The sequence below is a fragment of the Nitrosomonas supralitoralis genome (genome assembly GCF_003011925.2).
In the GTDB taxonomy this organism is placed as follows: domain Bacteria; phylum Pseudomonadota; class Gammaproteobacteria; order Burkholderiales; family Nitrosomonadaceae; genus Nitrosomonas; species Nitrosomonas supralitoralis.
On sequence record NZ_PXXU01000033.1, the window covers coordinates 12712 to 38818 of the forward strand.

Annotated in this window: 41 protein-coding genes; 17 read left to right on the plus strand and 24 right to left on the minus strand. The window is 41.9% G+C overall.

The window, feature by feature from the left end; genetic code table 11:
* The first annotated feature begins 8 nt into the window (after positions 1–8).
* Positions 9–2102, plus strand: coding sequence for a transglycosylase SLT domain-containing protein (locus C7H79_RS11005; protein ID WP_106707317.1), 2094 nt, complete (start codon positions 9–11; stop codon positions 2100–2102).
* A 204-nt stretch (positions 2103–2306) separates the two neighbouring features.
* Here the strand turns inward: C7H79_RS11005 and C7H79_RS11010 are convergent, their stop codons facing one another.
* The 23 genes from C7H79_RS11010 to C7H79_RS11125 form a co-directional block, all read right to left on the minus strand.
* Positions 2307–4019, minus strand: a complete 1713-nt coding sequence (locus C7H79_RS11010; protein WP_106707318.1) for a potassium channel family protein — start codon at positions 4017–4019, stop codon at positions 2307–2309.
* A 55-nt stretch (positions 4020–4074) separates the two neighbouring features.
* A complete protein-coding gene (locus C7H79_RS11015) occupies positions 4075–4449 on the minus strand; it encodes a DUF6394 family protein (protein WP_106707319.1) in 375 nt (124 codons plus the stop codon).
* 144 nt (positions 4450–4593) lie between these two features.
* Positions 4594–5418, minus strand: a complete 825-nt coding sequence (locus tag C7H79_RS11020) for an SAM-dependent methyltransferase (protein WP_106707320.1) — start codon at positions 5416–5418, stop codon at positions 4594–4596.
* Between the two features lie 448 nt (positions 5419–5866).
* Positions 5867–6220: a hypothetical protein gene (locus tag C7H79_RS11030; RefSeq protein ID WP_106707321.1), complete on the minus strand. Its 354-nt coding sequence runs from the start codon at positions 6218–6220 to the stop codon at positions 5867–5869.
* A 222-nt stretch (positions 6221–6442) separates the two neighbouring features.
* A complete protein-coding gene (locus C7H79_RS11035; protein WP_106707322.1) occupies positions 6443–6937 on the minus strand; it encodes a hypothetical protein in 495 nt (164 codons plus the stop codon).
* 147 nt (positions 6938–7084) lie between these two features.
* On the minus strand, positions 7085–7366 hold the full coding sequence (locus C7H79_RS11040) for a high-potential iron-sulfur protein (protein ID WP_106707323.1): 282 nt from the start codon (positions 7364–7366) through the stop codon (positions 7085–7087).
* Positions 7367–7604: 238 nt separating this feature from the next.
* Positions 7605–8015, minus strand: a complete 411-nt coding sequence (locus C7H79_RS11045) for a hypothetical protein (RefSeq protein ID WP_147383590.1) — start codon at positions 8013–8015, stop codon at positions 7605–7607.
* A complete protein-coding gene (locus C7H79_RS17960) occupies positions 7999–8157 on the minus strand; it encodes a hypothetical protein (RefSeq protein WP_172592415.1) in 159 nt (52 codons plus the stop codon). Before C7H79_RS17960 ends, C7H79_RS11045 begins: the two co-directional genes overlap by 17 nt.
* A 91-nt stretch (positions 8158–8248) precedes the next feature.
* Positions 8249–9772, minus strand: a complete 1524-nt coding sequence (locus C7H79_RS11050) for a hypothetical protein (RefSeq protein ID WP_106707325.1) — start codon at positions 9770–9772, stop codon at positions 8249–8251.
* The gene (locus tag C7H79_RS11055) at positions 9769–10641 is read right to left on the minus strand and encodes a hypothetical protein (protein ID WP_106707326.1); all 873 of its coding nucleotides are present in this window, start codon (positions 10639–10641) and stop codon (positions 9769–9771) included. Before C7H79_RS11055 ends, C7H79_RS11050 begins: the two co-directional genes overlap by 4 nt.
* 3 nt (positions 10642–10644) lie before the next feature.
* Positions 10645–11280 carry a helix-turn-helix domain-containing protein gene (locus C7H79_RS11060; protein ID WP_106707327.1) on the minus strand — a complete coding sequence of 212 codons (636 nt, stop codon included), beginning with the start codon at positions 11278–11280 and terminating at the stop codon, positions 10645–10647.
* A 211-nt stretch (positions 11281–11491) separates the two neighbouring features.
* Positions 11492–11926 (minus strand): RusA family crossover junction endodeoxyribonuclease, encoded by a 435-nt coding sequence (locus C7H79_RS11070; protein ID WP_106707329.1) that lies wholly within the window; start codon positions 11924–11926, stop codon positions 11492–11494.
* The gene (locus C7H79_RS11075; RefSeq protein ID WP_106707330.1) at positions 11919–12605 is read right to left on the minus strand and encodes a hypothetical protein; all 687 of its coding nucleotides are present in this window, start codon (positions 12603–12605) and stop codon (positions 11919–11921) included. Before C7H79_RS11075 ends, C7H79_RS11070 begins: the two co-directional genes overlap by 8 nt.
* Before the next feature lie 14 nt (positions 12606–12619).
* Positions 12620–13366 carry a phage regulatory protein/antirepressor Ant gene (locus C7H79_RS11080; RefSeq protein WP_106707331.1) on the minus strand — a complete coding sequence of 249 codons (747 nt, stop codon included), beginning with the start codon at positions 13364–13366 and terminating at the stop codon, positions 12620–12622.
* 254 nt (positions 13367–13620) lie between these two features.
* Positions 13621–13800, minus strand: coding sequence for a hypothetical protein (locus C7H79_RS11085; RefSeq protein ID WP_106707332.1), 180 nt, complete (start codon positions 13798–13800; stop codon positions 13621–13623).
* 81 nt (positions 13801–13881) lie between these two features.
* Complete coding sequence (locus C7H79_RS11090) at positions 13882–14121, minus strand: hypothetical protein (RefSeq protein WP_106707333.1); 240 nt, start codon at positions 14119–14121, stop codon at positions 13882–13884.
* A gap of 39 nt (positions 14122–14160) precedes the next feature.
* Positions 14161–14724, minus strand: a complete 564-nt coding sequence (locus C7H79_RS11095) for a PEP-CTERM sorting domain-containing protein (protein WP_106707334.1) — start codon at positions 14722–14724, stop codon at positions 14161–14163.
* Between the two features lie 87 nt (positions 14725–14811).
* Positions 14812–14961, minus strand: coding sequence for a hypothetical protein (locus C7H79_RS17965; protein WP_172592416.1), 150 nt, complete (start codon positions 14959–14961; stop codon positions 14812–14814).
* A 2-nt stretch (positions 14962–14963) separates the two neighbouring features.
* Positions 14964–15623: a DUF6475 domain-containing protein gene (locus C7H79_RS11100; RefSeq protein WP_106707335.1), complete on the minus strand. Its 660-nt coding sequence runs from the start codon at positions 15621–15623 to the stop codon at positions 14964–14966.
* On the minus strand, positions 15620–16381 hold the full coding sequence (locus C7H79_RS11105; protein WP_106707336.1) for a hypothetical protein: 762 nt from the start codon (positions 16379–16381) through the stop codon (positions 15620–15622). The genes C7H79_RS11100 and C7H79_RS11105 overlap by 4 nt, the downstream gene beginning before the upstream one ends.
* Positions 16359–16472, minus strand: a complete 114-nt coding sequence (locus C7H79_RS19470; RefSeq protein WP_119983663.1) for an HNH endonuclease — start codon at positions 16470–16472, stop codon at positions 16359–16361. Before C7H79_RS19470 ends, C7H79_RS11105 begins: the two co-directional genes overlap by 23 nt.
* Before the next feature lie 385 nt (positions 16473–16857).
* Positions 16858–17331, minus strand: a complete 474-nt coding sequence (locus C7H79_RS11120; RefSeq protein ID WP_106707338.1) for a phage regulatory CII family protein — start codon at positions 17329–17331, stop codon at positions 16858–16860.
* Between the two features lie 69 nt (positions 17332–17400).
* Positions 17401–17649 (minus strand): transcriptional regulator, encoded by a 249-nt coding sequence (locus tag C7H79_RS11125; protein ID WP_106707339.1) that lies wholly within the window; start codon positions 17647–17649, stop codon positions 17401–17403.
* An 85-nt stretch (positions 17650–17734) separates the two neighbouring features.
* Between C7H79_RS11125 and C7H79_RS11130 the strand changes: the two genes are divergently transcribed.
* The 8 genes from C7H79_RS11130 (at position 17735) to C7H79_RS19475 (ending at position 21153) form a co-directional block, all read left to right on the plus strand.
* Positions 17735–18184 (plus strand): hypothetical protein, encoded by a 450-nt coding sequence (locus C7H79_RS11130; RefSeq protein ID WP_147383592.1) that lies wholly within the window; start codon positions 17735–17737, stop codon positions 18182–18184.
* An 81-nt stretch (positions 18185–18265) separates the two neighbouring features.
* Positions 18266–18709, plus strand: coding sequence for a virulence RhuM family protein (locus C7H79_RS19245; protein WP_106707341.1), 444 nt, complete (start codon positions 18266–18268; stop codon positions 18707–18709).
* Positions 18710–18728: 19 nt separating this feature from the next.
* Positions 18729–19229 (plus strand): RhuM family protein, encoded by a 501-nt coding sequence (gene rhuM / locus C7H79_RS19250; protein ID WP_106707342.1) that lies wholly within the window; start codon positions 18729–18731, stop codon positions 19227–19229.
* 535 nt (positions 19230–19764) lie between these two features.
* Positions 19765–20196, plus strand: coding sequence for a KGG domain-containing protein (locus C7H79_RS11145; protein WP_106707343.1), 432 nt, complete (start codon positions 19765–19767; stop codon positions 20194–20196).
* 87 nt (positions 20197–20283) lie between these two features.
* The gene (locus C7H79_RS11150) at positions 20284–20550 is read left to right on the plus strand and encodes a hypothetical protein (protein WP_106707344.1); all 267 of its coding nucleotides are present in this window, start codon (positions 20284–20286) and stop codon (positions 20548–20550) included.
* On the plus strand, positions 20547–20732 hold the full coding sequence (locus tag C7H79_RS11155) for a hypothetical protein (protein ID WP_106707345.1): 186 nt from the start codon (positions 20547–20549) through the stop codon (positions 20730–20732). Before C7H79_RS11150 ends, C7H79_RS11155 begins: the two co-directional genes overlap by 4 nt.
* A gap of 137 nt (positions 20733–20869) precedes the next feature.
* A complete protein-coding gene (locus C7H79_RS11160) occupies positions 20870–21079 on the plus strand; it encodes a DUF2513 domain-containing protein (protein ID WP_172592417.1) in 210 nt (69 codons plus the stop codon).
* Positions 21080–21108: 29 nt separating this feature from the next.
* Complete coding sequence (locus C7H79_RS19475) at positions 21109–21153, plus strand: hypothetical protein (RefSeq protein WP_374058009.1); 45 nt, start codon at positions 21109–21111, stop codon at positions 21151–21153.
* 72 nt (positions 21154–21225) lie between these two features.
* On the opposite strand, the gene C7H79_RS11165 is transcribed toward C7H79_RS19475, so the two are convergent.
* The gene (locus C7H79_RS11165; protein WP_106707347.1) at positions 21226–21462 is read right to left on the minus strand and encodes a hypothetical protein; all 237 of its coding nucleotides are present in this window, start codon (positions 21460–21462) and stop codon (positions 21226–21228) included.
* A gap of 234 nt (positions 21463–21696) precedes the next feature.
* Between C7H79_RS11165 and C7H79_RS11170 the strand changes: the two genes are divergently transcribed.
* The 8 genes from C7H79_RS11170 to C7H79_RS11200 all read left to right on the plus strand — a co-directional run.
* Positions 21697–22029 (plus strand): hypothetical protein, encoded by a 333-nt coding sequence (locus C7H79_RS11170; RefSeq protein WP_106707348.1) that lies wholly within the window; start codon positions 21697–21699, stop codon positions 22027–22029.
* 53 nt (positions 22030–22082) lie between these two features.
* On the plus strand, positions 22083–22256 hold the full coding sequence (locus C7H79_RS17970) for a hypothetical protein (protein WP_172592418.1): 174 nt from the start codon (positions 22083–22085) through the stop codon (positions 22254–22256).
* A 139-nt stretch (positions 22257–22395) separates the two neighbouring features.
* The gene (locus tag C7H79_RS11175; RefSeq protein ID WP_147383593.1) at positions 22396–23121 is read left to right on the plus strand and encodes a hypothetical protein; all 726 of its coding nucleotides are present in this window, start codon (positions 22396–22398) and stop codon (positions 23119–23121) included.
* A 13-nt stretch (positions 23122–23134) separates the two neighbouring features.
* Positions 23135–23947: a PD-(D/E)XK nuclease family protein gene (locus C7H79_RS11180; protein ID WP_106707350.1), complete on the plus strand. Its 813-nt coding sequence runs from the start codon at positions 23135–23137 to the stop codon at positions 23945–23947.
* 5 nt (positions 23948–23952) lie between these two features.
* On the plus strand, positions 23953–24945 hold the full coding sequence (locus tag C7H79_RS11185) for a hypothetical protein (RefSeq protein WP_106707351.1): 993 nt from the start codon (positions 23953–23955) through the stop codon (positions 24943–24945).
* Positions 24946–24965: 20 nt separating this feature from the next.
* Positions 24966–25160, plus strand: a complete 195-nt coding sequence (locus C7H79_RS11190; protein WP_106707352.1) for a hypothetical protein — start codon at positions 24966–24968, stop codon at positions 25158–25160.
* A 43-nt stretch (positions 25161–25203) separates the two neighbouring features.
* A complete protein-coding gene (locus C7H79_RS11195) occupies positions 25204–25896 on the plus strand; it encodes a cell division protein FtsK (RefSeq protein WP_106707353.1) in 693 nt (230 codons plus the stop codon).
* A 2-nt stretch (positions 25897–25898) separates the two neighbouring features.
* On the plus strand, positions 25899–26107 hold a 209-nt coding region (locus C7H79_RS11200; RefSeq protein ID WP_258577637.1), incomplete at its 3' end, for a 3'-5' exonuclease.

The window sequence follows — 26107 nt, forward strand, 5'->3', positions numbered from 1 at the left end:
ATTTGAAGATGGCGATTAAACATGACAATCATGGTTTTTTGATTGGGGAATCCGTTGATCTTGATAAAACCTTCGGGCTCTGGAATGAAATCAGGGAAGATTTGCGTGCAATCCGTGCGGTTCTGACCGGTAGCAGCAAGGGCGACTCAGCGGCACCGATAGTTCGGATTAAAAAACCAGTCCCGGATGCACCGGCCAGACCGCAAGTAGCTACACCACTAGCCAGGGGTGCCGCCAAATCATCGGCAGGCAGTCCAATAACCAAGCCACTCCGAGAGGACTTGGGGGAGCGTAAATTTTCGCAACTAGCTAGTCCCCTTGAACGAAAGGCCATTACTCGAAGCGAACGGAACGCCAAAACCGCAGCTGCGAATGGTGAGAGTGTTGCGGCTAAAGGCTCCGCGCCAGCAAACAGAAATACCACGACCGGGCGATTTGAAAGAAAAAACGGCACCGGGAATCGAGGTGGCACGGATGATAGCTTTGAGAGTTCTGCTTACGCCAATGAGGAAGGCGGTAGAGCTCTGAGTTCTGCGGCCAACAAAATAGTTGATGCAATTGGGAATATTGGTGGAGGCATGGAGGATACCGACCCTACCATCAAGGCATTCAATGAGGTTTCTCAGCCGTTATCACGCGGGTATGAAATGCTATCAATCGGCAACAGTATCGATGAGAAGCGCAAAGACCGTTGGTTTCGCCGCATTTTTGGTGAGTTAAGGCTATTCCGTAAAGATGAAACGTTATTCAATAAAGCGGCCAATAAAAGCCTGAAAAACATTGAAGAGACGACCGAATCATCAGGTGGATCCGATAGCGGTGGCAGCAGTTGGTTAATGAGGTATGTTTTGCCTCTGGCTATACTGGCTGCGGGCGTGATCGGGATGTATATGAGCGAGAAGTTCAAAAATCAACTTTCAGCCGCTCATGACAAAACAATGGAGACGATGCGCCGCCCACTCGACTTTATTAGCGAAAAATTAACTTCATTCATTGAGGGCGTCAGCAATAAGATAGAGTCAGCCTGGTCCACGTTTACCGGATTCGTTAAAGATAAACTGGGCATTGATATCAATAAGGCGTTAAAACCGGCTGCTGATGCAGTTAAAAGTGGATACCAAGCAGTAAAAGGTAGAGTTTCATCGGCAATTAGCCGCGCATACGATACTGCAGAAGCTGGTGTAGGCTCTGCTCTCGAAACGGTTATGCCTAAAGGATACCGGCATAGGGCGACATTTAACGGTATAAGGGGTGGCGATAAACTGGCCAGCGATGGAACCTACACTGATACGGAAGCGCAGAGAATACGCGCACTGAAAACCAGTGCGGCCAATACTTCGGCAAACTTGCCGGGTGGAATGCCAGCGGAGATTCAGGCCAAGATCGCCGCTCAAGCAAAGAAACATGGGCTTGACCCCGTTATGATGCAAAAAATAGCGGCTATGGAAAGCGGAGGCAATCCCAATGCTATCAGCGAGACCGGCGCCATTGGATTGTTTCAGTTCACAGGGAGAACCGCTACTGGCGTAGGCATTAAGAATCGCTTTGATGTTGATCAGAACATCGAGGGTGGCATGAAACTGGCGGTGGAAAACATGAACATGCTTAAGAAGCAGGGATTGCCGATCACGCCAGAAAACATCTACATGATGCACCAACTAGGACCGGCTGCAGCCAAGGAAGTGATTCAAGGGGCTGAAAAGGGACTTTCAAAGCGTGACTTATCCCAAAGCACTCAATTCGGCATTGATAATAACTATGGGAGAAATAGTGCAACCGCCGCTGAGTACATTGATGCAAACAGAATCGCCCTGGATAAACGCTATGCTTCGGTGGTAGGTGCATCCATACCAGATACCGGTAATCCGATAGCTTCACCAGTGAGTTTTGATCCGGCCAAGACGGTTTTTGCACCGGCGCCAGGCATTCCATCAATATCATCATCCATGCCTTCGATACCGGATGCACCGCCAATTGTTACGCCAATGGGAAGTATCAATGGTAAAAAAGATTCCACCAATGCGGTAGCGAAACAGGAAGTGGGGCAGGATGTAAAAGATCGGCGTATTGCTCATATTGTGACCGGTGGTTATAGCGCCTAATTCCGGTTTTGCTATACTGCACTATTAATTTTTCAAGCAATATCCATGGTCCACATTGACATCAATAAAGTTATATTTCTAACAATTAACTGTTGAATTGGATAATAATAGACTAAAACAGTGTGTGGGAGGGGGAGATACAAGATTTTATTTTCCGAGTAAGTAAACTTGCAAAAGAATAGGATTTACAGATTACTCGAATAATTACGGAAGCGTGCCTGCCTTTCTCCTAAACTTCTTATTCAGCCAACGCCATACCAGGCCATCCGCTATTACTTCTCCGCTAATTATATAACTCAAGACATTATAATTGCCCAACACAATAGAAAATGTTTTTCTTGCATTCATCCGACCACAGAATAATATTTGATCATGATTTTTAATATGAAAGTCACAAGCAGGAAGCAACAATGGAATACCATCACGTATCAACATTAAAGGTATGAGCTCCAGTTTAGTGTCGCGGTTGCTAGGGTCGCGCGCCAGATTATCAAGTGTCACAGTTACTCCCTGAGACAATAAAGTAATTACCGCGGGAGCCTGAAAATCATCAATTATGATCGTCCAGGTCTCAGGCACTTGTTCTCCAATAGTGTCCACTAATCGGCTTATTAACTGATTAGCCCATACATTAGTTTGGATACGTACTAGAGATAGAAAACCTGCAAGTAACGGAGATATCATATGCGCCAAACATTCATGTGCAATAATGTTACTGGGTTGCATCGTAATGTTAGCTTTATAGTGGTCAAATAAAATATCGTTATAGCGTTTGTTCTTGCGAATGACTACAAATAATTCTGGATTCATTTCTCGCGCAGTTATAACGATAGAAAGATTATTTACATCATTATCTGTTCCAGCGACAATACCAAGAGCATTTTTGATGTCAGCTTCTTCTAAAGTTTTAGACTCGGTACCGTTCCCAATAATACACTCTTCACATCCTGTTAATTCCGGATTGGCCTCAATAATAGTGATAGTGAAATCTTCGCGTTGCAGACTATTTACGACTGACTTGCCAAAACGCCCATAACCACATACTACCCATTTGCCAATAGGCGGACAGTCTGGGGAAAGGAGACTTTGTCCTGGGATACCCGTGAGCCATTCATGAAGCAGATAAATGCCGAGCGCATGTACTTGCATTGCCAAATGATCCCCGAATAATGTGTATGGATTGATAATATGATCTGTCTTAAAAGATTCCATATTGGCTGCTGTATCAGCATTCTCAGCCCGACCCAGAACCATCAAAGATGGGCTTATTATCTTAGCTGCAATAGCCACCGCAAGATTTGCATGATCATTATTAGTCAGTGCTGCGATCCCTGCACACATTGAATGCCTTATCCCAGCTTTAATCAAAACGTCGGACAGTTGCGCATCAGCACATAATGCGGGAATATCATACTGATAATCTTCCAGCTCAAGATCGTTTATTCGATCTTGCAGGATTTCAATCACGACAACTCGTATATGCATGCGATCAAGTGAATTAACTAACAAACTACCAGTCTCACCATATCCGCAAATAATATAGAAAGGGTCACGTAGGCGTTTAACAGTTTTAGTGAATCTAGATGTAGTAATAGCAATATTTAAGCTAACATCCTGAAACAGTGCGATGATATTACCAATAGCGTAGAACCACGAAATAACTGTCAGATAGATGGAGAATGTCATCCAAAGACGTTGGGTTGTACTGAATTCATGCGGCACTTCCCCAAAACCAATAGTAGTAGCTGTGTAGCTAATGATATAGAACGCCTGGAACAGCGACAGATAGAAAATTTCTCCCTCGACCTCAATACCTGGCATCAGCGTCAATCCAAGAACAGCTATACCGAAGCTGATAATTACTGCGATAAGAGGAGCGCGAATGCGCCGCAGAATGAGGAAAACGATATTATTCAAATTTGAATCTCTTCGGATTCATAGTTAATTTTGGATTAATTATAAGATTGACTATTTAACGTCGAAGGCTAAGCGTCTCAGCTATTAAAAGAATGACTGAGACAATATTTGCCAGCAAAGCTCCACCTGCTAATGAAACAACATGATTAATCATAATAAGTTCGGCAGGCGTATCACCTACCGCGGCATAAAGAATTGCTGCCATAATAAGTTGTAAATCAGCGACCAAGCTTGTAGATAGGTGAACAGCTCCTATCTGGGTGCGATCTCCAAACTTTAATACCGTTGCAATGAGATTGACGATAATAGCGGCATATAATTCATAAGGATGATGATGCGCAGGATTGTCAATGTCCCCAATGACAAATCCGAAATTAAGCGTCAACGCCAGTACAATAAAGAAACCAAAAACCACTTTCTCAAGATTCATATAAAATAGCTTTTACCCTTCAATAGGTACGATATTAAGAATGTTAGAGGAATTAATTTGATGGAAACGGAAAAATTTAAGGGTTCGTTTTGTCATCTGAGCCAATAAAATAAATTTTTATAGAGAATCGAAAACTCATAATAATCAGAAAACTTTATTTAAATGATTGCTAACTTTACTTGCTTTAAGCAAAAATGCCCTTTTCTTACCTATTCTATAATTGTTATAACGCGATGTGTCTTTTACGCACATATACCGGAGTATCTCGTTATTAAATGGTCTTAATAATTTTGGAAGATATTTTTTTACAATCTCCACGCGCCTTGGTGTGTCATGTTCGCATGCCTTAAATACGTTTTCAGTAATGTCTCTCATAACATCTATTTTAAAACCACGGGATTCAATAGTTTTAACGATTCTGTCTAACTTACCAAAGTTGACATTATCGTAATAGATAAAAATTCCTTTATCACTTAGTAAATTATGAACATCTTCAAAAATATGAGGATTTTTGTATATACCTGTTTCTACACTCATTACAGCATTAAATTTTCTACCATCGGCATAAATATCTTTGATATTGTTATATAGTTTGATGCTGTTTTGTTGCTCACCAAAAAAATATTTACAAGTTTTTAATGCTTCTTTACATCTATCTAAACCTGTGAAATTAGATTTAGGTAAACGTGATTGCATGTGCATGAGTCCCCCACCCGCACCGCTACCAATTTCTAAAACTTGTTCACTATTTTCACTGTGTAAAAGATTGACATATTCATCATACAGTTGGAGCTGATACATATCATCAGATTCTAATTCTGTCGGGTAATAACCATAGTTGTTTGTTGAAATGCGTACTCCATATTTTTTACTGATTAGTCTGAATCCTCTATAAATAAAGAAATACAACCAAGCTTCTAACTTTAAGCTTTTTGCAATCTTAATAAAATCGTGTATTTTGGGTTTCATTCAATCTTTTAGAACAAGTTAGTAATAATTATAATTCGGCGAATAGGAAATGAATTCTACCTTGCTGAATTAATATTTCATTAGAATATGATCGAAGTCTAACCAAATTTTCAATTTCATTCAAAGCTTATTAGTAACAATCCAACCATAATTAATAGTCGCATTACAGGTATCTGGAAAAATATTCAAACGTTGCGCTTGATGACCATAACAGTTTCAATTTGTTTTCTGGATACGCAAGTGTCGATTTGTGAACAGTCGACCACGACAAATAAATACTAATTAGAACGATTAATTTGTGCTGGGCAACTGCAAATGAGTCAGTCTGAGTTACAGGAGTCGGGGCTGCTAGTGGTGTATCGCTCCTCTGCTAGGATATGTTAATTTCTTTCAATTCCTAGAAAATTAAATTAAAGAATCTTATAGATTTCTAGAAACCGAACAAATGTTATTTTACTTCTGCAGCCATTTTTCGATGAGACGCTGCCATTTCCATATTCTCTTTTACAGCTTGTTCATATGTACGTATCAAACCTCGGCACATAGTTTCCATATCTACTCCTTGTCTGCCATAGTGCTGGCTCTCTGATTGATATTGTTCATACATTTTCTGATGGTCCTGGAGCTTCGATTGCATTTCCTTCGCATTATCCTCAAAATATTTAGCTAAGGCTTCATGATCGGCACTGGTCTTAGCGTTCTGAACAGCTTGTCCCATATCCATTGAGAAAGCATTCATTTGCATACTGGAAACTAATAAGCCAAAAATAACTAATACTAAAATTCCGAGTTTCGATTTCATAATATTTCCTTAAATCCATTATATTAGTAGGGTATTAATACTACTACGTCAATGATGTTTGCACTAGCATGCAATTGTGGATGGGTAAAAATCTTTTGCTTAGTAAAATGAGAAGTAATTATTAAACCAATCTTATTAGGAATCCGGCAGCATGCTCTCTAAGGGGTCATACCCTTCGCGCCGGTCGACGGCGCGACCCCTTGAGAGTGAGAAGGTTTTAAGTTAATGCAGTAAATGGCTTGCTGTTCGCGGATGCTCTGGAAATAAATGAACTGTCTCTTCTTTGTGTATTTTAAAACTGTACATGAAAGGAAAAATTTTAAATTGAATAAATTTATCTAACTCAATATTTTTTGAGAAATCGACAGCAAATTGCATGAAAAAATCAAGAACTGTATCCTCGTCTACTTGATGAAAGGGTTGCAAGGTTTGGAAACACAATAAATGACTTTTAGAATCCAAGAATGGAGTTAAACGTTGAAACTGTTCAAAGTCTTCAGATTCGCAATAACAACTCGTCAAAAGATTGGCAAAATTGTTTTCAAGTGCAGCTAAACGTAAGTTATGCAAAAATGCAATAGTATGTAATTGAAAAGAAGTCTCAGGAATTTCGAAAGCCGTTTCATAATCAATCTCGGGAATATGCATATCAGCGATATTTTGGAGATGATTGAATAATGAATAGCACGCTGTCCCTACTTGTTTATCTGTTTTCATAGGATTCACCCCTAATATAGCAACAATTAATTAAAAGTTTATTTCTAGCAATCAAACAAAGTGAGACAAAATAAGTATAAATCTTTACATCAAATATTAAAACACTAAAATGCTGTTTTATTAGGGCCACAAAGTGGAGTGATTAATTTATGTTTTTTTGGCATATGCAGTGCACCAGCCATTAGGACTAATACTGCCTTCCACAACTTTGCACTCACCTTCACTGTCAGTTGTTTTACCTGGAATGAATTGCATACAGTTACTACATTTTTCTTCCCCGTTTGGTTCGTTACGATATTTCATTAATTCCTTGGAAGCTTTTGCTGCTTGTGCTTGGCCAATTACGCTATTCATAATCGGAAATGTCGCACCTATCGCCATGAATTTAATTATCTTACGCCGCGAGATTTTCTTTTCACTGTAATTCATAATTTTCACCTCAATAGATTTTTATGAAGCTTATTTTAATTGATGATCAAAACGTCTCTCCATTTTCCATCATCATGTTAGAGAATAAACGCAGAAACAAGATAGTTCTGTTCAGTAGCTAACATTTAGGGGTGCGGATGTTAATTACTAATACTCTGGCCAGCCATACTTAACATTCTTGCGGCCATCCCCGGTCGGTTCAATAGACCAATGATGAAACATATACCATTAGGACCGATCAACGGCGCGACCCTTGGGCTTTCAGAGAATTGAAGGGACTTAATGCTGCCTTTGGTAACGATATAGTGGATCGGATATATTCGTCAGTTTTTTCCACCTTTGCTTTAAATTCTTCAATCATCTCCATGAAATCAATACTAAATTCATCAGCAGAAAGCGTAAGTATGTGAATCGGTTTAACAAAACACACATAAGAAAGAATCCGGCATGGAAAAGGGTCAATAATAGGTGGAACGATGTCTTCTTCTTTGGAGGCATAATTAATCCACAAAAATTCACCTTCAGGAATTTCAGGGTCTCTTTCAAAAATAATATACGGGATATAGCCAGATACAAGTGTAACAATTTCATTTTGGCTTAGATTTACATTAAAAAAACCTTCCTTATCACGATTAATTCTTTTCATCATTTTCCGATTCCCTGAAGGGCTGATTTGACATTGTTGTAGATACAGGCACTACTGAATTGTTTTCAATACCAGCCATTTCGGAAAGCTTATCAATTTCTTTAGTTTCAGCAATCGATGCGGCCAGAACGGCCAAACGATCCATCGCTTTTCCACATGCACACTGCCCGAGTTATACAATTCAAACGCTTTCTTTTCCAGCTACGACAGGGACAACTGGTTCGAGCGCATCATGTTCAAACATCACTAAACATTTCTTCGGTTTTTTTAAGTGCGGTATCAGCCGCAGAATTAACCAACCCACCCATACCAGCCTCGCCTGACACGATGTAACTCACATCTTCAAGAAACGCAAAGCAAACAGCATCCCAAAGATCAGGTGAGCCCATTCCGTCCCATTCAGTAGCGCCCTTGGGTGGCACTCGGATACGACCCTTATCAGTGAAGGTTTTGGGTATTCGTGCGGATTGATCCAACATCTGATTACGATAATCGCCGGTCAAAATCGATAGCCGTCCGTCCTTCGCTGCTCTGGCTGCCTGGTGCATAGCCTGGGCCCGTAGATTGAGATATCTATCCTTATTTATATTCTTGAAGCATGGATTGCCCCAATTCACGCGGTGCACAACCTTATTCATGTCCTCAAGGTCTTGGCATACGTTAATACCGAGCCCACCCGAATCAATTACGTACGTAACGTTTGACAGATCGGCTCCGTTGTCTGAAACGTAACCAGCGAACGTGTTTGAGCGGATTTTATTGGTTAATAGGGGCACTTTGACGACTTCCACCCGGCGCGCATCCGGGCCCATGTCACCATAACCGATTACACGCGCCAAAACGCACGCTGATTTATCGCGCAAACCTTCACCTGACGCTATATCAGCCAATACCAACCAGCCATAGTTCTCATTGTCTTTGATTATTCGACCGCGCCGGTACATAGCCTCAGCCACTTTCCTGTTCATCATGTGCTTTGATGAATCTTGCGGTGAAATACCTAACAGGCGAACGTTTCTCTCGTCATCGTCGTACTGATCCCACAGTTCTTTGAGCGAAGAATCACTCACAAATGGAGAATCGAACGAACTAAACCTTAAATTAGTCCACTCACCACCATTCTCAATCGATAGGTCATTCTGTGTTCTATAAAAGAAACCGGCATTGCGCGTAAACTGGCTGGTTAGCAACATTCGGTTATGCTGCTCGGTTAGAGCCCCCGATAATGTGGTCAGAACCGCATCTGGAAGCGTTGACGCCTCATCACCAATCACAAGCAACCATTCACCGTGTCGGCCGGCCATTTTGTTTGCGGTTTTTTCGTTGGCTGTCTTGCTTTCAGTGAACCAGATAGCTTCAAATCCTTTTATCCGGCACGAGGCATCAGCCAATATTTCAAGGTGTTCTGCAATCCATCCATGCCTTCCACGCCGGATACGTTCGTGAGATATGCCTATTTCTTTCCATGCGGTAGCTTTTAGCTGGTCCATATCGTTTGCAGTCAGCAATGTGACCGACATTGGGTAGCATAATTGATGCCATAAAACGATAACAGCGATCCCGGCTGTCTTGCCTGTGCCGTGACCAGAAGCCACGGAAGTGCGTGACCTGGAAGGGGAAACGCTGCCGAATAGTTCCATCTGCTGATATGATGGCGTTATTCCGACTACTTCAATAGCGAAACGCTCAATATTTCCAGAGTAGCGTTCGCAAAATGGCAACCATCGCGGATCTTCGGGCAGCAATACTCGCTTATTCATAGGTCATCATCAATCAGGCCGGTTTCATTATCGATAACAACTCCAAGCCGCTCACGCCGTCCAAGAAGCGTCTCGTTTACCTTCCTGGCATCCTCAAGCGCTTTGGCGTAGATGGCGTCCAATTCTTCTTTGGGCGGGAATACGTTTAAGTTGATTTCCTCTTTAAGTTCGATCTTGTTCTTCCACTGCTTCGGCCTTCTATTAAACAGCCACATGCGCTGCGCAGAAACGTCCGGGGGGATTTGTCTCTTAGTCATAACAACCTCATTACCCACCACTTTTTCTTCCTCGACATAGTGCTTTCCCAGTGCCGATTTGTAGGTGGCTTTTGCAATCCTTGAATCAGACTCTAGCTTGCCTCTATTCATGGACTCCAAAAACTCAGGATGCTCTTTTTTCCAGTTGTTAATTGTCTGCTCTGCCACGTCGAAATAAATTGCTATCTCTTCGTCTGTGGTACCCAACAGTGACAATCTATGTACTTGTTTTGCATACTCCTCCCTATAAAGAGAAGGTTGCCCCCCCTTCTTTTTCGATGGTTTCTCCATGGTTTCGCTGATGGTTTTGCTCAAGGTTTCGCTGTAATTTTGCGTAACCTTCGTAACCTTGGCGGCGCTTTTCTTGCTCTGAGCCTTTTGTAGCTTAGGTTTCGATGGTTTCTCTGCGGCAGATTCTTTGATGGTTTCGCTCTTTTGCGTAACCTTGGATTTTTTCCACCCTTCCCGCGCCGCAACCTTACCTATAGCGGGTCTTGATACCGGCAGGTTCAATTCAGTAACCAACCATGAGTAACCTTCCCTGGGGTCAAATTCCCAGGCAGTTCTCACCGCATCCCACTCTTCCTGGGTTAGTTTCGGTTTGGCTGCCATGGGTTAATCCGTAAAGAGCCGTGGTTGTGGATTGGGGTCTATCTTGAATCGATTGATACCATTGGCTAGTTCTGCGTATATTTCCAGCTTGGTGCGTGATTTCTTGGTCAATTCAGCGATCCTATCCGCTTTGGTAAGAAGCGAATTGCTGCCCTTCATATCATTGAATTGTGGATTGAGCTCAATGAATTTTTCCATTGCTATTTCCAGGTCAACCGCAGACTCAAAGAAGTTCTTCATGAATGAGGTCACAGCATCGATTCTGTCCTGCAGTCGCCTGACCTTATCCATATCTTCGCGCCTGGCTTGTTCCCATGCTTCAAATAGCCATTTTTGGGTATCTCTTTCAGTTACAGCCTGGGCGCTCATTTCCCAATCGCTCGATTCGCCAAATAGAAAATCGATTGAAACGTGATAGAGCCTCGCTGCACGGATAATCAGCCATAGCGGGATTGAATTGGTATCCGATCCGGCTTCAATCTTTGCCAGCTTTGAAGAATTGGCGTATCCAAGGCGCATTGCAGCCTGACTCTGGCTCAGACCGTGAATTTCACGCGCTTCACGCAAACGTTTACCTAATATTTTCACGAGACGGATTCGATCTTCTGTTTTGGGAATATACTTGACGACTCTAGCCATAGAACGATCACTCCACGTGATTAAATGAGGTTGTATTTATCCCTGCAAGGTGCACACGCGCCTATTATTAACCTCTTTGACTCCTCGCCGCATTGATAACACTCACCGGATATGCCAGCGGGTATGTTTGCTGCCTGGGTTCTAATATTCGCTATGTTCTTACTGTGAGCTTCATGAAAGAACTCATTAGCATTATCTACATCATCCATTGTTAAGCGTTCTCCAAATCAAGTTCACGAACTATCACGACAACGCCGGGGGTTTCTGCGTAGCGCTTCTTTTGCTTTGCTTCAACAACCTGCCCATCATCGCGCCAGACAACGCCATTCATACCGTCAAATATTCCTTTTGTGATATTGTCAATGTCGCTTCTTTTGGTTGCCGCGATCAATCCATCAATGGCTAATTTCTGCTTTTTCCTTGACCATGATTCGGGTATTTGCAATCTAATGTCTAATTCAACCGATACAGCGCCCTGTATTAATGATCTTCCAGCCATTGCAACGCTTGCAGCGTGCGCCACCAGCCCTTCATACGAAACTGTTTTAGCCGGTGTATACATCGTGATAAATTTACCGCGCCTTGCCGCTTTTGGTCTGCCCTTTGCCACCGGTTGACCTGGTATCACAAATTGAATTTCACTCATACTTATTCACTACCTCACCAAAGATTTCTTCTTCAAATGTATTAAGCAAATCGATTGTTATCTCGGAAAGGCTGCTGATTCCTATCAATTTCTTCGCGTACACCTTCATTTGATTGGCTGTAAGAGCTACCGCGTGCGGCAAAAGGACTTCATGCCGATCTTCATGGGTTGCCGATCCAGCGTGTGAACCGTGAGCCCATGCCATATGATGGTTATGGCACAATGGCACCAGGTACCAGTGCAGCGGCTTGATTCCTACACCTGAATTGGATGATGTTTTGACGTGGTGTCCCACCACATCGCCATCACAGTTAATATGTTTTGCGAATTTGGTACCGCAACATGGAAGTGTTTCCACGACCTTTTTATGGTCATCCTGAGAGTAAACTTCAGCTATTTCCATGCCGGTCCATAACTTCGGGTTGCGGAAGTAACCATCCAGGTGCATTGCCTGAGCCAGTCTGTTTGGGGTTTTAGTTGTTATCTCTGTGGTATGGATATCCAGGCCGGCAGCTTTTGGTATCAATGGTGCAAGCGCAACCCGCATGTCTTTTTCCCTAAAAATACGATGAAAATCATCTTTAAAACGAGGATCTATGATAATTTTCACTTCCAGAGAGCCATCAGCAGTTTCTCTATAAGCACCTCTTGAAGCTGAAATAGCCACAACATCAGACATTTTTCCGCCACCTCCTAAGCAAACAACTGATCAGGCCGGTTAGCAGCAAGCATCTTTGATAATTTAGCCAAACCTTTTGCGGTAATTCTCGCTTGCGTAAAAATGCGCTCAGATCCATCATCTTTATCCACCTTGGTTATTTTGTGTTCCATCAATCCGCTCTGCAGCTTGTCAGAGTAAGCAAGCAATTCAGCTCCCATTGGCCGTCTGTATAGCCATTTTTCAGCAAACAATAGCTGTTTGAATTTCTTTTCTTGGATTTGAAGGGTTTTGGCGGCATCGCGCACACAAAATGAGCCGTTGCTATGGGTTGCGATACGATCAAGTGCATCCGCTTTGGGTGATAGTTCTTCGACTTTATTCTCAAGCAGCATTCTTTCTTGCTCCGCTTGCATGGCCATTTCAAGTAACTGCAGCCGCGATAGGTTTGCAGGGTTCTGCGCTTGCTGCCGCATTTTCTGCGACATTGCCCAAAACTCTTTAACCAAACGCTTTTTAAACTCTCGAACCACCTCGTTATTCCGCATATAGGTCATCAATAATGTAGATTGTTGTTCATTAAGAACTGCAATCTCACGCTGCTGGACTCCACCGGCGGTTTCAAAGGGTGCGATTTGAAATCCGACCCTTCCGAACTCTTCTAAATCAACCAGATAAGTTCGTGCAAGTTTAATAACGCTCGCATGATCGTTATTGGTACCTTCCGCAATAGCGAAAGTGGTCGTTACGAGCTGGTCACTTGATAGGGTTACGATGTTCATAGATACCTCTTAATTAGTAATTGAAGTAATATCGCTCATGCTGGCTGCGCTATCTTTTTTCTGTTGCATCTCACTACCTTGTTATCTCCACTTTCAGCTTTTCCAATCGATCCGGTTCGTACCGGCTACTCATCAAACAACCATAGGTACTTCAAGTGCTTGTGATTCAACCCAAAAAGTAAATCCTCAAAGTACCTATGGTTCTTTGCCCTGGCTCTTTATATTTTCAGCAGCCAGGAAACTGAAATTTCAAATTACTTTTTGCCCTTAGTATTTTTCCTTGCTTCCAGTTCGCGCCGGATAGCAATCTCTAAATTATCCCCGAACCATTCGCCCCACTTTTTGATGCATAGTTCTTTATATTCGGGGTCATGACAAATATCGATAAAGTCACACGCTTGTTTGACTGTGGGCGCCCTACCCTGCTCTGACATAAGATTGACGCCCCGCCCACGCCTTTCACAAACCCAACTTCGACCAGGTAAAATAAATAGCAAAGCATATGCACACTGCTATCATCCAAAGCAAGGTGCAATCCGCCCTGTCTTAGCCTGACGTGTCTTGAGTCTTTCTTGATTGATGCTATTTTTGTACTTTTTAAGCTCAAAGTTTGCTTCGTCTCGCTCCAGCTTTGTTTTATCCAACTCCATTTCGGATTTCTTTTTTTCAACGTCAATTTTGTGTAACCGATCCGCAACGCTTCTCAGCACGTCGTCAAACCAACTGACCAATCTTTCACTCTCTTTTGATGCCATGATTACCTCGCTAGTTAAACTTGATCGCTTAAACTTTACTTAGCTGGATTTCTGGTTAAACTTTCCTGACTTAACCGCATACACAACGATTAACAATCCGAACAGCATCATCAGGTATGTTTCGGGCTCTGGCACGGCAGAAACGTGCACATTTTTCCAGTAGCCAACCATGTCGTTGTAGTCGGAATCACCGAGGCCGCGAATGTCCTCAAACCCTGTGTGCAGGTGCAAGCCTTTGAAATCAAATTCAACTCTCATGTGCTGTAAATGATCGGAATTCTTTGCGGGGTTTGACCACCACGTATCCCCTGTGTCCATAACATCCATGCGGAATTGAATGTGATCTCCTTTGTGATATTTACCAAAGTCAACAACGGTTCCAACTGGCGAATGATTGTTCAGAAAAACTCCCGACTTAACCCCGTTAATAACAGCGTACATATGGTTTTCGTAAGAAGCGCTACTAGGCTCGACCGTCGCATAAACATGACCGTTCTTAGCTACCGTGAACTGATAAAAAGGATCTGCTGCAAAAGCCGAAAATGACAAAAACAGAGAGAGACACAAAAACACTAAACTTGAAACAAAAATGCTTGATTTCATTTTGAAACTCCTTTTTGGTTAATAAACTCAATTACATCTTTTACGTACACCACTGATGCTTCTTAATGCACGCAAACCTTTCTGACTTCAGCTTGGTTTCGGTATCAAGCCATCTTTGAATAATTGATTTGTGCTTGCTTTAACCGAATAACCGAACAAACTGATCATGTCCCGATTGTTGAGTGATGAGTCACCGGGTAGATTCTTTAACCAATCTGGAACGGTTATTTGACGCATGGTTAAGCTTTTTTTGGCTCTTTTGATCCGTCGAACACAAGCTTCAAATCTGCCGAAGCTTCTCCGACTTGCTTGAACCCGATCAAGGGTTTATCAGTTCCACCGTTGATAACTCGCTTGCATTCATCCTCGTTTCCGATCATCACGCATGGCTGCAATTTGTGGCCTTTTGCTGCATTGTGTGCGTTGGCTATGCCAGTCAATATTTTTGGATAATCAGGTAATTCGCTACGCTCTTTGAAACCCCTGTACCGGTTTTCAAATTCACGCGCGACGAACGGCCACTCATCCTCGTTTTTTTGACCTAGGGCAATCCACCCGCCCATGTCATGCAACACACGGTGGATCAGCGGATCATCGAAAACCACATCGACATAGGTTCCCTTGTGACGCACACCTTTATCCACTTTCGCCCATGCTGACATTGCCGAATCCTGGGTTGACCCGCGTAGCATGCGGATGATGTCTGCAGGCTTTGGTAACCACTTCCCGCTTTCGGTGTTGATCACGTGGCGGTTAAACGCCTGGATGATGGCTGGCAGGTCGTAAATCTTTAAAGCATTCCACCAAATATCCAGTACGAAGGTATTGATTTCCTTATCGTAAAACCCATAAATTCCCGCCAATCCTTCACGAAATTTTTCAAAGTCATTTTCAGTCATTTCATCGCCCTCATTTCTGGTGGTTTCCAATCGCTAACTGTTTCAAGATTGTTCTGCAGCAACGCGTCTGCCTTGTTCGGGATCTTGCCTTGCAGCACCTTTCCTTTCGCCTTTTCCGCTTCCGTGCGCTGCCCTTTCACGATCCCGAGAACGTAGGCAAATCCTTTGCTTTTGTCCTTGGCCGTTCGTGCTGCATGCATGAATTCATCAATCGTTGCACCCGCGTCGATGAGCATCAAAAGCTCAGGATGAGAAGGATTTAAATCGATAATTCCGATTTTTTTGATGGCAAGACACACGCTTGCCGCTGGTGTTGGGGGGCTACTCTGTTGGGAGGGATAATAAGTGTGTGTTATTACTTCTTCCTTTTCCCTTACCTTCCCTTCCTTTACCTTCCCTTCCGGGGTCGAATGGTCTTCTATAGATCCTGGAATATATGGAGGATGTTTTTTGTTTGGCTTTTCTATTTTCTGGTGATGCCAACCTGTTACATGCCAATATCGGCGGCCATTTCCACCATCGTATTCAACAATTAGATCGTTCTTTAAAAGTTCCTTAGCATATTCTTCAATCTGTGATAATGAAATTTCATCACCTGGGAAAACTTCCATTTTTAAAGTTTTAAAACTAGCAGGATGATTACCGCCGTCATCGCAGAAATTCCACATTCCTATGAACATTAGACGAGCTATCGGAGAGCATTCGACGACTTGTTCTGAAGTCCAGAACTCAGGCTTAACTGTTCTGATTCTGGCCAATTTTCACACCTTTCTTGGAGTTACATTTATTGCAGGAAGGAACAATATTGCTTATCAGATCACTGCCTTCATTAAGTAAGAGATTTGGCATTACCTCGCCCTCATAATTCTTAAGAGTTGATGTCTTAAATTAAGCCGTTGAATTCTTGTCACAAGGGCATCAGATAGAGCTAGTTCAAGTTTGTTTAAAAAATTATCTATCATTTTTTATCCTATTTTTTAACCGTCACTGCCATACTTAAACCCCAAAAAAATACCAGCCCGGAGTACACACAGGCTGGCGAATTTGCTGGTGGCTGCCAGCACGAGGATAAAAAAACCAAGAGCGGTTAAGCTCCTGGAAAAACTGAGACCATTATCGACAATCTCAGCTATACAGACGTTGTAAATCAAGACCATCGGACTACACAGGATGATTTCTTCGCTGGCCTTGTGCCGTGAGCTCCACACAGGGTAGGGAAGGTGGATTCTTTTATTCATTTCTTGACCGAACGAAGTAATCTTTTTTCTTCAGTGACGGCCATGTAGCATTCGAGACGACACATTATTTCTGCCGCAGCGACCGCAAACTCGTTGTATCCGCTCTTTATCTCTTCTAATTCATCCCAACTTATAGAGCCATTTTCAATGGCGCTACTGACAGATCTAGCCCACAACCCTTGTTTTTCAGATAATTTCAGGTGAAGACTCAGTATTGCCGTGTCGGACAAACCTTCGTAATTGGGTTTTTTGATGCACATTAATCCGCGTTCTTCAGCGAAATACTGCGCAATTTCATCCGTATCCGCGATGGTTGCTATCAGATCAAGTTCATGCGCATAGACATGGTGCGTGTCTATATTTGGATTTACTTTATTCTTGAATGTATTTGTATTGATTCCAAGACTTTCACCAAGCGCCGTGACTCCATATTTCTTGGCTATTCTGAACACCAAATTATTAATACTCACTCGGTCAATCTCCCTTCTGATGGTCGTGGTATTTATTAACTACAGCACTCATAATGTTGTTATGGAAAATCATGCTGCTTTTTCCGAATCGGTTTGTTCTTTTTGGGCAAGCTCTGGCCATAACTTGTGCCAAGTATCCGGACATAAATCTTTCCGTGTTACTAAACCACCTGTGACTAATTCAATTTGTGGGCAGCGCTCGAATGGGACTGGTCTTGTTCCATTCCTCCACTGACTTACAAGGGATGGAGCAACATCAAGTTTTCTGGCTAATCCAGCATTCGTATCAATTTCTAATAAATAGGCCTGTAGGTTCATGCAAAATACGATAGCAAATGCTGTTTATCAAGTCAACAGCATTTGCGATTTTACTTATCATAAGACTCAGAACAGAATTCATCCCATGGATGAAAAGGAAGAAATAGCAGAAAGAGTTAGGTTATTAATGGAACTTATAGATTCCAGTGGTGGTATTGCACCATTTTGCAGAAAATATTCTAAAGAGGATGCAGAAACCCCTATTTCACCAACTTATGTTTCTCAGCTAAAAAACGGGAGTAGATCATTCGGGTTTAAGGCAGCAAGAAAAATGGAGGATAACTCAACTCTACCTAAATATTATTTTGATCCTTGGAGAAAACAATCAAAGACAAACGAAATTTTTTTCGGTGACGAGAGTGATCTATTGGAATTCCTCGGACTTAATAATGGAAAGCTTGATTTCGAACAATTAAAACGGATCAAGAGATTCGTGAATGCCTCACTTGAAAAACAAGAAGCTGCACTTGAAACCATCAAGAGTCTTGGATCAGGAGGAAGCAAGGAAGCAAGAGAGGGGCCAAAAGGTAAGTAGCTTAAGGTATTGGTGTGAAGACGATGGTTGTATGTGCAAAATGGGGTGAATGTTGAACAGTGACTGCTTGAAATATTGATAATGAATAATTCAGAAAATCTTAACTCAGTGATGTATCTCAACGAAGATGCCGGGAATGTAGGCGTGCCGGTTATTTTCCATGATGACACTGTCTGGATCACTCAGGAAAATATGTCAAAGCTTTTTAATGTTGATGATTCAGGAATATCAAAACATCTAAAGAACATATTCGAAACTGGAGAATTACAAAGAGAAGCAACTGTTGCAAAAATTGCAACAGTTCAAACAGAAGGCGGTAGGAAAGTCAATCGAAATTTAGAGCATTACAATCTTGACGCCATAATCTCTGTGGGTTATCGAGTAAATTCGCAGAAAGCCACTCAATTCAGAATCTGGGCAACCGGAATAATCAAGCAATACATAAGAGATGGCTATGTAATAAACGAGGCTCTGCTAAGGCAAGACCCCGCAAAGTTAAATAAATTAGCCGCCAAAATATGGTAATTTCGGGCTGGAGAAAAAAATGTATTCGAACAAGTTAGAGATTGTTTTAAATTATCCGCCTCAGATTATGAGCCAACTTCCGATGAAATACGTTCCTTTTATTCCTTTGCAAAATAAATTTCATCACGCAATAACTAAAATGACTGCATCGCAATTACTTTTGGATAGAGCAAATGCAGAGATAGAAAATATGGATCTGATTAGCTTAAAAAATTTAATCCCCACAAAAAGTGAAGCTCAAACAGGGAAAAACTATCTTACAGAAGATGAAATATACAGAATGTACTTATTATCTGAGCAATTTTTATTGTTCGCAGAGTCTTCTGCGCTTATGGGCAAACATCTCACTATGAAACAATTACATAACCAGTTAGACATCCTTCTGGAACTAAATGGTTATCCTGTGTTTGTTGGCTACAGAGACTATATTAAAGATGAAGCAATGAAACATGCTGAATCCGAATACAAAACTTTTATTGAATTAAAGAAGCTAGAGATGCTGGGATTAGATGTTAATTAAAATCAAGTGCAGACCAACGCGCACAACAAAAAAGCCCGGCCCTAAAACAGTCTTCATAAGAGGAATTATTCGGACTAAACCAGAGGTTTCGCCGCAGAATAAATAGGTTTAAGTAAAGTTAGATAGGTACCTTTTTATATAATTTATCACACAATTGCTTATTTGTTTCTTTCATAAGAAAACGGCGCAGATAATAAAATTAAATGCGCCGTTTAGGTGAAGTGCAGTATTACTTGGAAGATCCGGTAATTTAAGGGGGGGGAAAACCGAATCTATATTAATTATGCCTCGGATAAATATAAAAGTTTGTGCGTTCGCTAACATTTATGAATAATTATTTTATTATAACGGTGGGTTGCATATAACTAGTCTTTCTAACAGCGCGGCCATTTGATCGCTCGTATATACAATAACACAGACCGGCTAGGTTTTATTATCTTGTATTGTTAGTGTTCGCACATATTATTTTATTTTCAAATTTTAGAATGCTCCATCTGGGACTTTCCCCAGTTAATTAATCAATGGAGATCTACACATGAATACAAAAACTTCTAAAAATAATGAAAATGATCAATCTGACAATACCTCTAATCGCGGCTTCGCTTCAATGGATCCGGAAAAACAACGTGAAATAGCCAGTGAAGGTGGCAGAGCAGCGCATGAAAAAGGAACTGCTCATGAGTTTGATTCGGAAGAAGCGAGAGAAGCAGGTCATAAAGGCGGAAAAGTAGCGCATGAAAGGGGAACTGCTCATGAATTTGATTCAGAAGAAGCTGCTGAGGCAGGTAGAAAAGGTGGTCAAGCGCAAGGGAAGAATCAATCAAAAGATCAGCACTCATCAACTTCCGCTCGTGGACAAAGCAATAAAGGAGACGGAAATGATAATGAGAACAACTCATCATCTACTCGTGGAGGTACATCTCAACAGCATGCTAAAGCAGGGAGCCAGAGCCACAAGAATAAATAACTGTTAAGTTTTTAAATATACTAACTAGATGGCAAAAAGTAAGTATTTTTATTTACAAACACATCTAAAATTCTAGTGGAGAGTGATATGAATGATATACATAGACGAGCCAATCATAATAGCGATATTTCATCTGAAAAAATGAAGAATCCAAGAGTATGGATATATATATTTCTGGCCGTATTATTTATTGTAGGGGTCGGCACTTGGTTATGGAGTGATTATAAGGAAGACAATACATCCAATTCTTTATCTTCTAGCTCTAATACTAGCCCTTTGGTTCAACAAAAACGTAACGCAAATCCTGGTTCAGATGGTTCTGTCTCTTCAGATTCCGGAGCAGTTCAAAAATGAACAATATTTTTTTAAATTTATGGAAGACAATTATTATGGATAACGAAACGAAAGAAAATAGTAATTTAGAAGATAATACGATTACACAAGGTTCTCAAGAAGATGTAGAAGTTGATTTCACATTGGACAATGAGAATAAAGAAGATCAAAAGAAAATGACCGATGAATCTGAAACAAAGTAATGAGGAATATTTAAACCCGCTTCGGCGGGTTTCTTATTGCCAGCAACAACCAACCCCTAAGTAGTTTTGTACTGACTTTGTATGGAGTTTAATTTTTTATATGATAGTCTTATGAATTAAACTCTAACATGAAAGCTATGAAACGTGACCTTAACCTTGTTAGAAATATATTATTATGTGCAATAGAACAGGAATGTGAATTTTTCGGTAACCCAGAGATTGAAGATTATTCTTCAGACCAGATTTCATACCATATTAATTTAATGGACCAGGCCGGACTTGTTTTGGCTCGAAATTATCGTAAGCATATTCCACATCTGACCAATAGATACACCTTGCCGACTTAATTACGGTTACTTGGGATGGGCATGATTTCATTGATGCTGCGAAGAATAATGCTTTATGGAAGAGAGTGCCATGAATAATGTTTTAAAAGAGGGATCTTCATTTACTTTTAAATATGTTAAGGATTGGCTTCGAGAAAATATCCCATCTATTCCTCATATCCCTCCAATCTCCTAATTTCTCTTTCAAGATCCCACGCGCAATTTCTATAACACGTTGCGCCATGCTCAACAAATTTCCGGCCGAAGCGTTCTTTAGGATAATGTTTTGCTGATTTAAACTTGCACTCTGCCCAATTGTGCCATTGCGCGGCCATTCGTTTCAACGTTTCAATTTCTTCCTGTTTCATTTCCTTCTTTTTTAGCACCGCATCAGATTTATCCATTTAAACCTCCGTCTCGTTAGTAGTTTTGCACTGAATTTGTCCTGAATTCTTATTTCGATTAACCCTACGCAATATAGATAGCATTTGCTATTGACTTAATGAACAGCATTTGCTATTGTTTTATCTTATCAAACACCATAAATCGTAAGCGTAGGTGCTTGAGAAAACTTCATCAAAACTCACCAGATCTGAACAAGTTGATGAATAAACTTAATAAAACATTGGAGATTTAAAATGAAACCAGCAACTTTATTGCTGATGATTATTCTGTCCTCTACTTTCGTGAATGCGGCAAATGCAGCAGGAAACATCACAGTTGAGACTTATACCCTAGCCGGGGTTGCCAGCATTGCTCATCAAAATACAAGCGGCGTGGATCATGTGGCTATAAACATTCCAGGCTTTGGAGAAGAACAGGACTGCACTGACGCAAAACAAGTAATTGAAGAATCAGTGATACCAATGGAATCCACAACCAAAAGTGGAACTGTTCAGGCTGGCTTGATTCGATTCACAGGACTGTGCGTCAAGGTTAAGCAGTTCGTTTTTGCACCTAACTTGTTCTAGCAAGCAATTCTTACCTCCGGAGCGTAAAGCTCCGGTTAGAAGGAGAGTAGATCATGGATTACAAACACTATAAAGCACAAGATGGCGCAATGACTGCAAAAACATTAACGATTCTATTAGTCGCAGTGATATTCGCGGCAATCGCCTACACAAGCAATTCTGACTACGAGCAGTGCCTGGAAGAGAAGAAAAGTGTAGCTCTGTGCGGCGGGGGTGTAAATCGATGAGATACCGAATAACAATTCAAGGCAGTTGCAGCTTTGTACCAAGACAGAATTTTCTTAATTATTGGGCTGCATTTAACTACGCGCAAGCTCTGCTGCGTGAAAACTTCCAGGGCGATGTAAGAATAAAAAGGGTGACTAAATGAACGCACAACTAAATGCGAGACCTTCTAATTTAATCGGTGCCCTCTGGTTAATATACAAAAAAATAGCGACTCCTGTAGGGGTTGTTAATAGCGCTAACAATCGGTGCATGCGTGAAGAGATACCAGAAGTTTTTACTGATTTTGGTGGCAATTCATGGGATTCAGACAAACCCAAAACCAAAGCAGATAAATCACCGGTCGAAAAATTTGTGGCCGAGGCGATAGCTGCAGTCGAACAAATGCAAGAGTTAAGGTTGGAGTTAGATGGCTATGAGTATTGCGATACGCAGCACTACAAGAACACGCAGCACGCTATCGAGTTACTTTCGATATTCAATCGATCATTTGAACTTAATCTTGAAACAGATCAGCAATCTGATCGGCTGGAAACGCTAAATAAACTGGTCCGAAACCTGACGGCATACAGAAACCAAGAATTCTTGTTCCGCGAACTGGCAACCGCGGATAACGAAAAAGAAAAGGTACAGCGAGTGATAAATCTGATTCGTGATTGGGTATTCGCTCGCAAGGGAAAATTGTTCCAGATTCAAGAAATTTACCTGGACCCTAATTTATCTGAGCACTTGCCGGTCAACCTGGAAACGATAGTTATGTTGCGCAAAGCGTTGCTAGTTCTCAGGTGTGTTGCTGCGCCAGATTCTTTAGTGACGTACATCCCGCCAATGATTAACAGAGTTAATCGTGACGATTTTTATTCTTAATTGAGGTGATCAAATGTCGGAAGCATCATTAAAGGTTCGCGCTAGTTCATGGGCTGGATTGTTTGATTGTGCCTACAGATGGGAAGGAATCCATTTGTTGAACATGAAAAACACTGTCGGGTTGCGTGCTGCGCTTGGTACCGCAATACATGCCGGTTCAGCGGCGTTTGATCAAGCAAAATTAAGCGGTGAAACGGTAACAGCAAACGATGCTGCGGGTGTTCTGGTTGATAAGTTGCGCGATCCAGAGAATGAGTTTGATCCAATGAAAGACGACATAACCATGCAGGAAGCGGAAAACGTTGGAATAACTCTGCTTACAAAATACTGCAATGAGTTCTCACCACAGCATGACTTTATCGCCGTGGAAATGGAAACAAAGCCAATGGATATCGATTGTGGCGGCGGGATTGTGATAAGGCTCACCGGAACCATGGACCGGGCAAGAATCAACAAATCATCCAATGGAATCGGTATTTCTGATTTAAAAAGCGGAGCAAGCTCGGTCCAGAAAGGGATTGCTGTAACAAAGGGGCACGGTGCCCAAATCGGAACGTATGAACTTTTATACGAACACACAACGGGAGAACAAATCACGGCAGACGCTGAGATTATTGGCCTAAAAACAAAAGGAAAGCCTGAGATAGCCACGGGAACCATAAGCAATGCAAAGCGAATCATGGTTGGTGATAACGACAATCCGGGATTGATCGAGTTTGCTGCAGATATGTTTCGCACCGGAAGGTTTTATCCAAATCCAAAATCAATGTTATGTGGGGAAAAATACTGCCCACGCTACAAGTCATGCACATTTAAGGGAGATTAATAAAAATGAGTGAAACATCATCATTGAAAGACTTGAAAAACCATCAGCCCACTGAACTAAGGCTACCAGAAATCACGCCAGGATTCGGATCGCTTCAGGCTTTCGAGTTAATGCAAAGAACGGCCAAACTTTTAATGACTAGCACACTAGTACCTGTTCAGTATCGCGCTCACGACGAAAAGAAAGGGCCTAATCCTAACGCTCTAGCCAATTGCGTTGTAGCTCTGAATATGTCGCAAAGAATGGGGGCTGATGTATTGATGGTAATGCAGAATCTCTATGTTGTAGAGGGTAGACCGAGTTGGTCGTCGCAATGGATTATCGCCGCCGTCAATGGCTGCGGAAGGTTCTCTCCGCTACGTTTTGAGATAAAAGATTTGGGTGAAAAGAGCGTTGAATATAACGCTACGTATTGGGAAAGCAGGGAAAAGAAAACAAAAATCCTGACTGAAAAAATTAGAGACAAGGTTTGTGTTGCCTGGGCAAAAGAGAAGGAAACCGGAGAAAGAATTGAATCTCCGCCGGTATCCATTGAAATGGCCGTGAAAGAAGGCTGGTACAGCAAAAACGGTAGCAAATGGAAAACAATGGACGAAGTTATGCTCAGATACCGAACAGCCAGCTTCTTCGGAAAACTGTACGCGCCAGAATTACTTATGGGATTGCAATCCGTGGAAGAAATGCAGGACTCAAGGGTAATAGATGCGTCACCAGACGGATATGGGGGTTATTCGGTAGATATTGATGCGTTAAAAACATCCAGCAAGGATTCGCAAGAGAAAGAAATCAATGCTGATATAGACAATGAAACCGGCGAAATATTGGACAAAGAATCAGAATCAGAACCTGAACCAGAAAAAGAACCTGAGCCAGAAGCAAAGAGCGAAGATCCTACACCCGAAGAACAGGCTCGCATCAAGCAGCAATTAATTGACGAGGCTAATCATGAAAAGCAACCTCGTCAGCCAGCCAAAAGAGCAAGTTTCAATTTGGAATAGGTAATGGGGAAGTGTCGATCATGAGCCAAATACAAGACATTTACGAAGATGACGAGTTTGAAGGTTTGCTCGAAGACGCCCGTATGAATGCAGCAAACGATTGGGAAGAAAATTTCGTATCAGATTTAAGCAGCAAATACGCAGAATTCGGTAGACGCATGTTTCTTTCCGATGCACAACGAGAGCATCTTGAGCGAATAGCCAGTGATGAGTAAACCACCTCAGATCAACTCTTAAGAATCAACATGGAGAATTAATATGACACAAAAATCAAATGATTTCAGACAAATGACAGCGGATACAGTGGGCAAAGATTTGCTTGGTGCTCTTGTAACGGAAATCAAGTTGCTTCCTGACGTATGGCCCAAAATGTCGAAGAAAAAGCAGGATGATGTTATCGACCGACTGCGCAGCCGTGTTGAGGATAACGTGCGCATGGCTGTTTACACCATAGCCTCAAGAGACCGCACGGTAGTCGCCGGGAACCTCGATCAAATAACGATCAAAGACGGCGTGAAAGCGGTTATCAAGTTCGGAGTGCACTCACAAAATCTGGAAGGACTATATGAAGCGGCCAGCGATAGCAAGTCTGTTTTAGTCGTTGTTGCAGATGCGGGTGAGTTTACCCAGGGAATAAATCAAGTGGCCGGCGAGGATGATCAGCGTGCCATGGACCTTGGCCATGAATATAACGACAACGATGGCGGTGGCATGGGTGATGCGTCAGCGGTTAATCCTGAAACGGGGGAAATTATTGGCTTGCCTGAAAGTGTTATTACTCAGGCAGACCTGGATGCGGCCTACCTGCAGGGGTATGAAGCCGCCAAGGAAGGTAAGACACAAGCAGATTGCCCAATTATTGCAGCAGAACTTGTTATTGAATGGGTAAATGGCTTCAAAGACTGGCACGAAGAGCAAAACGATGATAACGATGACAAAGAGGTTGCGTAATCATGTCCAGGGCTATTATTTTTGACACTGAAACAACTGGGATTGATGAGCCGGAAATTATTGAGGCGGCCTGGATTGAGCCAGACTCAGTACATTCTTTGTCTGAAGATAAAATTAAAGAAATATTTCATCGCAGGTTCGAGCCGAACAAGACAATTTCATTAAGCGCGATGGCTGTTCATCACATTATGGATGAAGATTTGATCGGCTA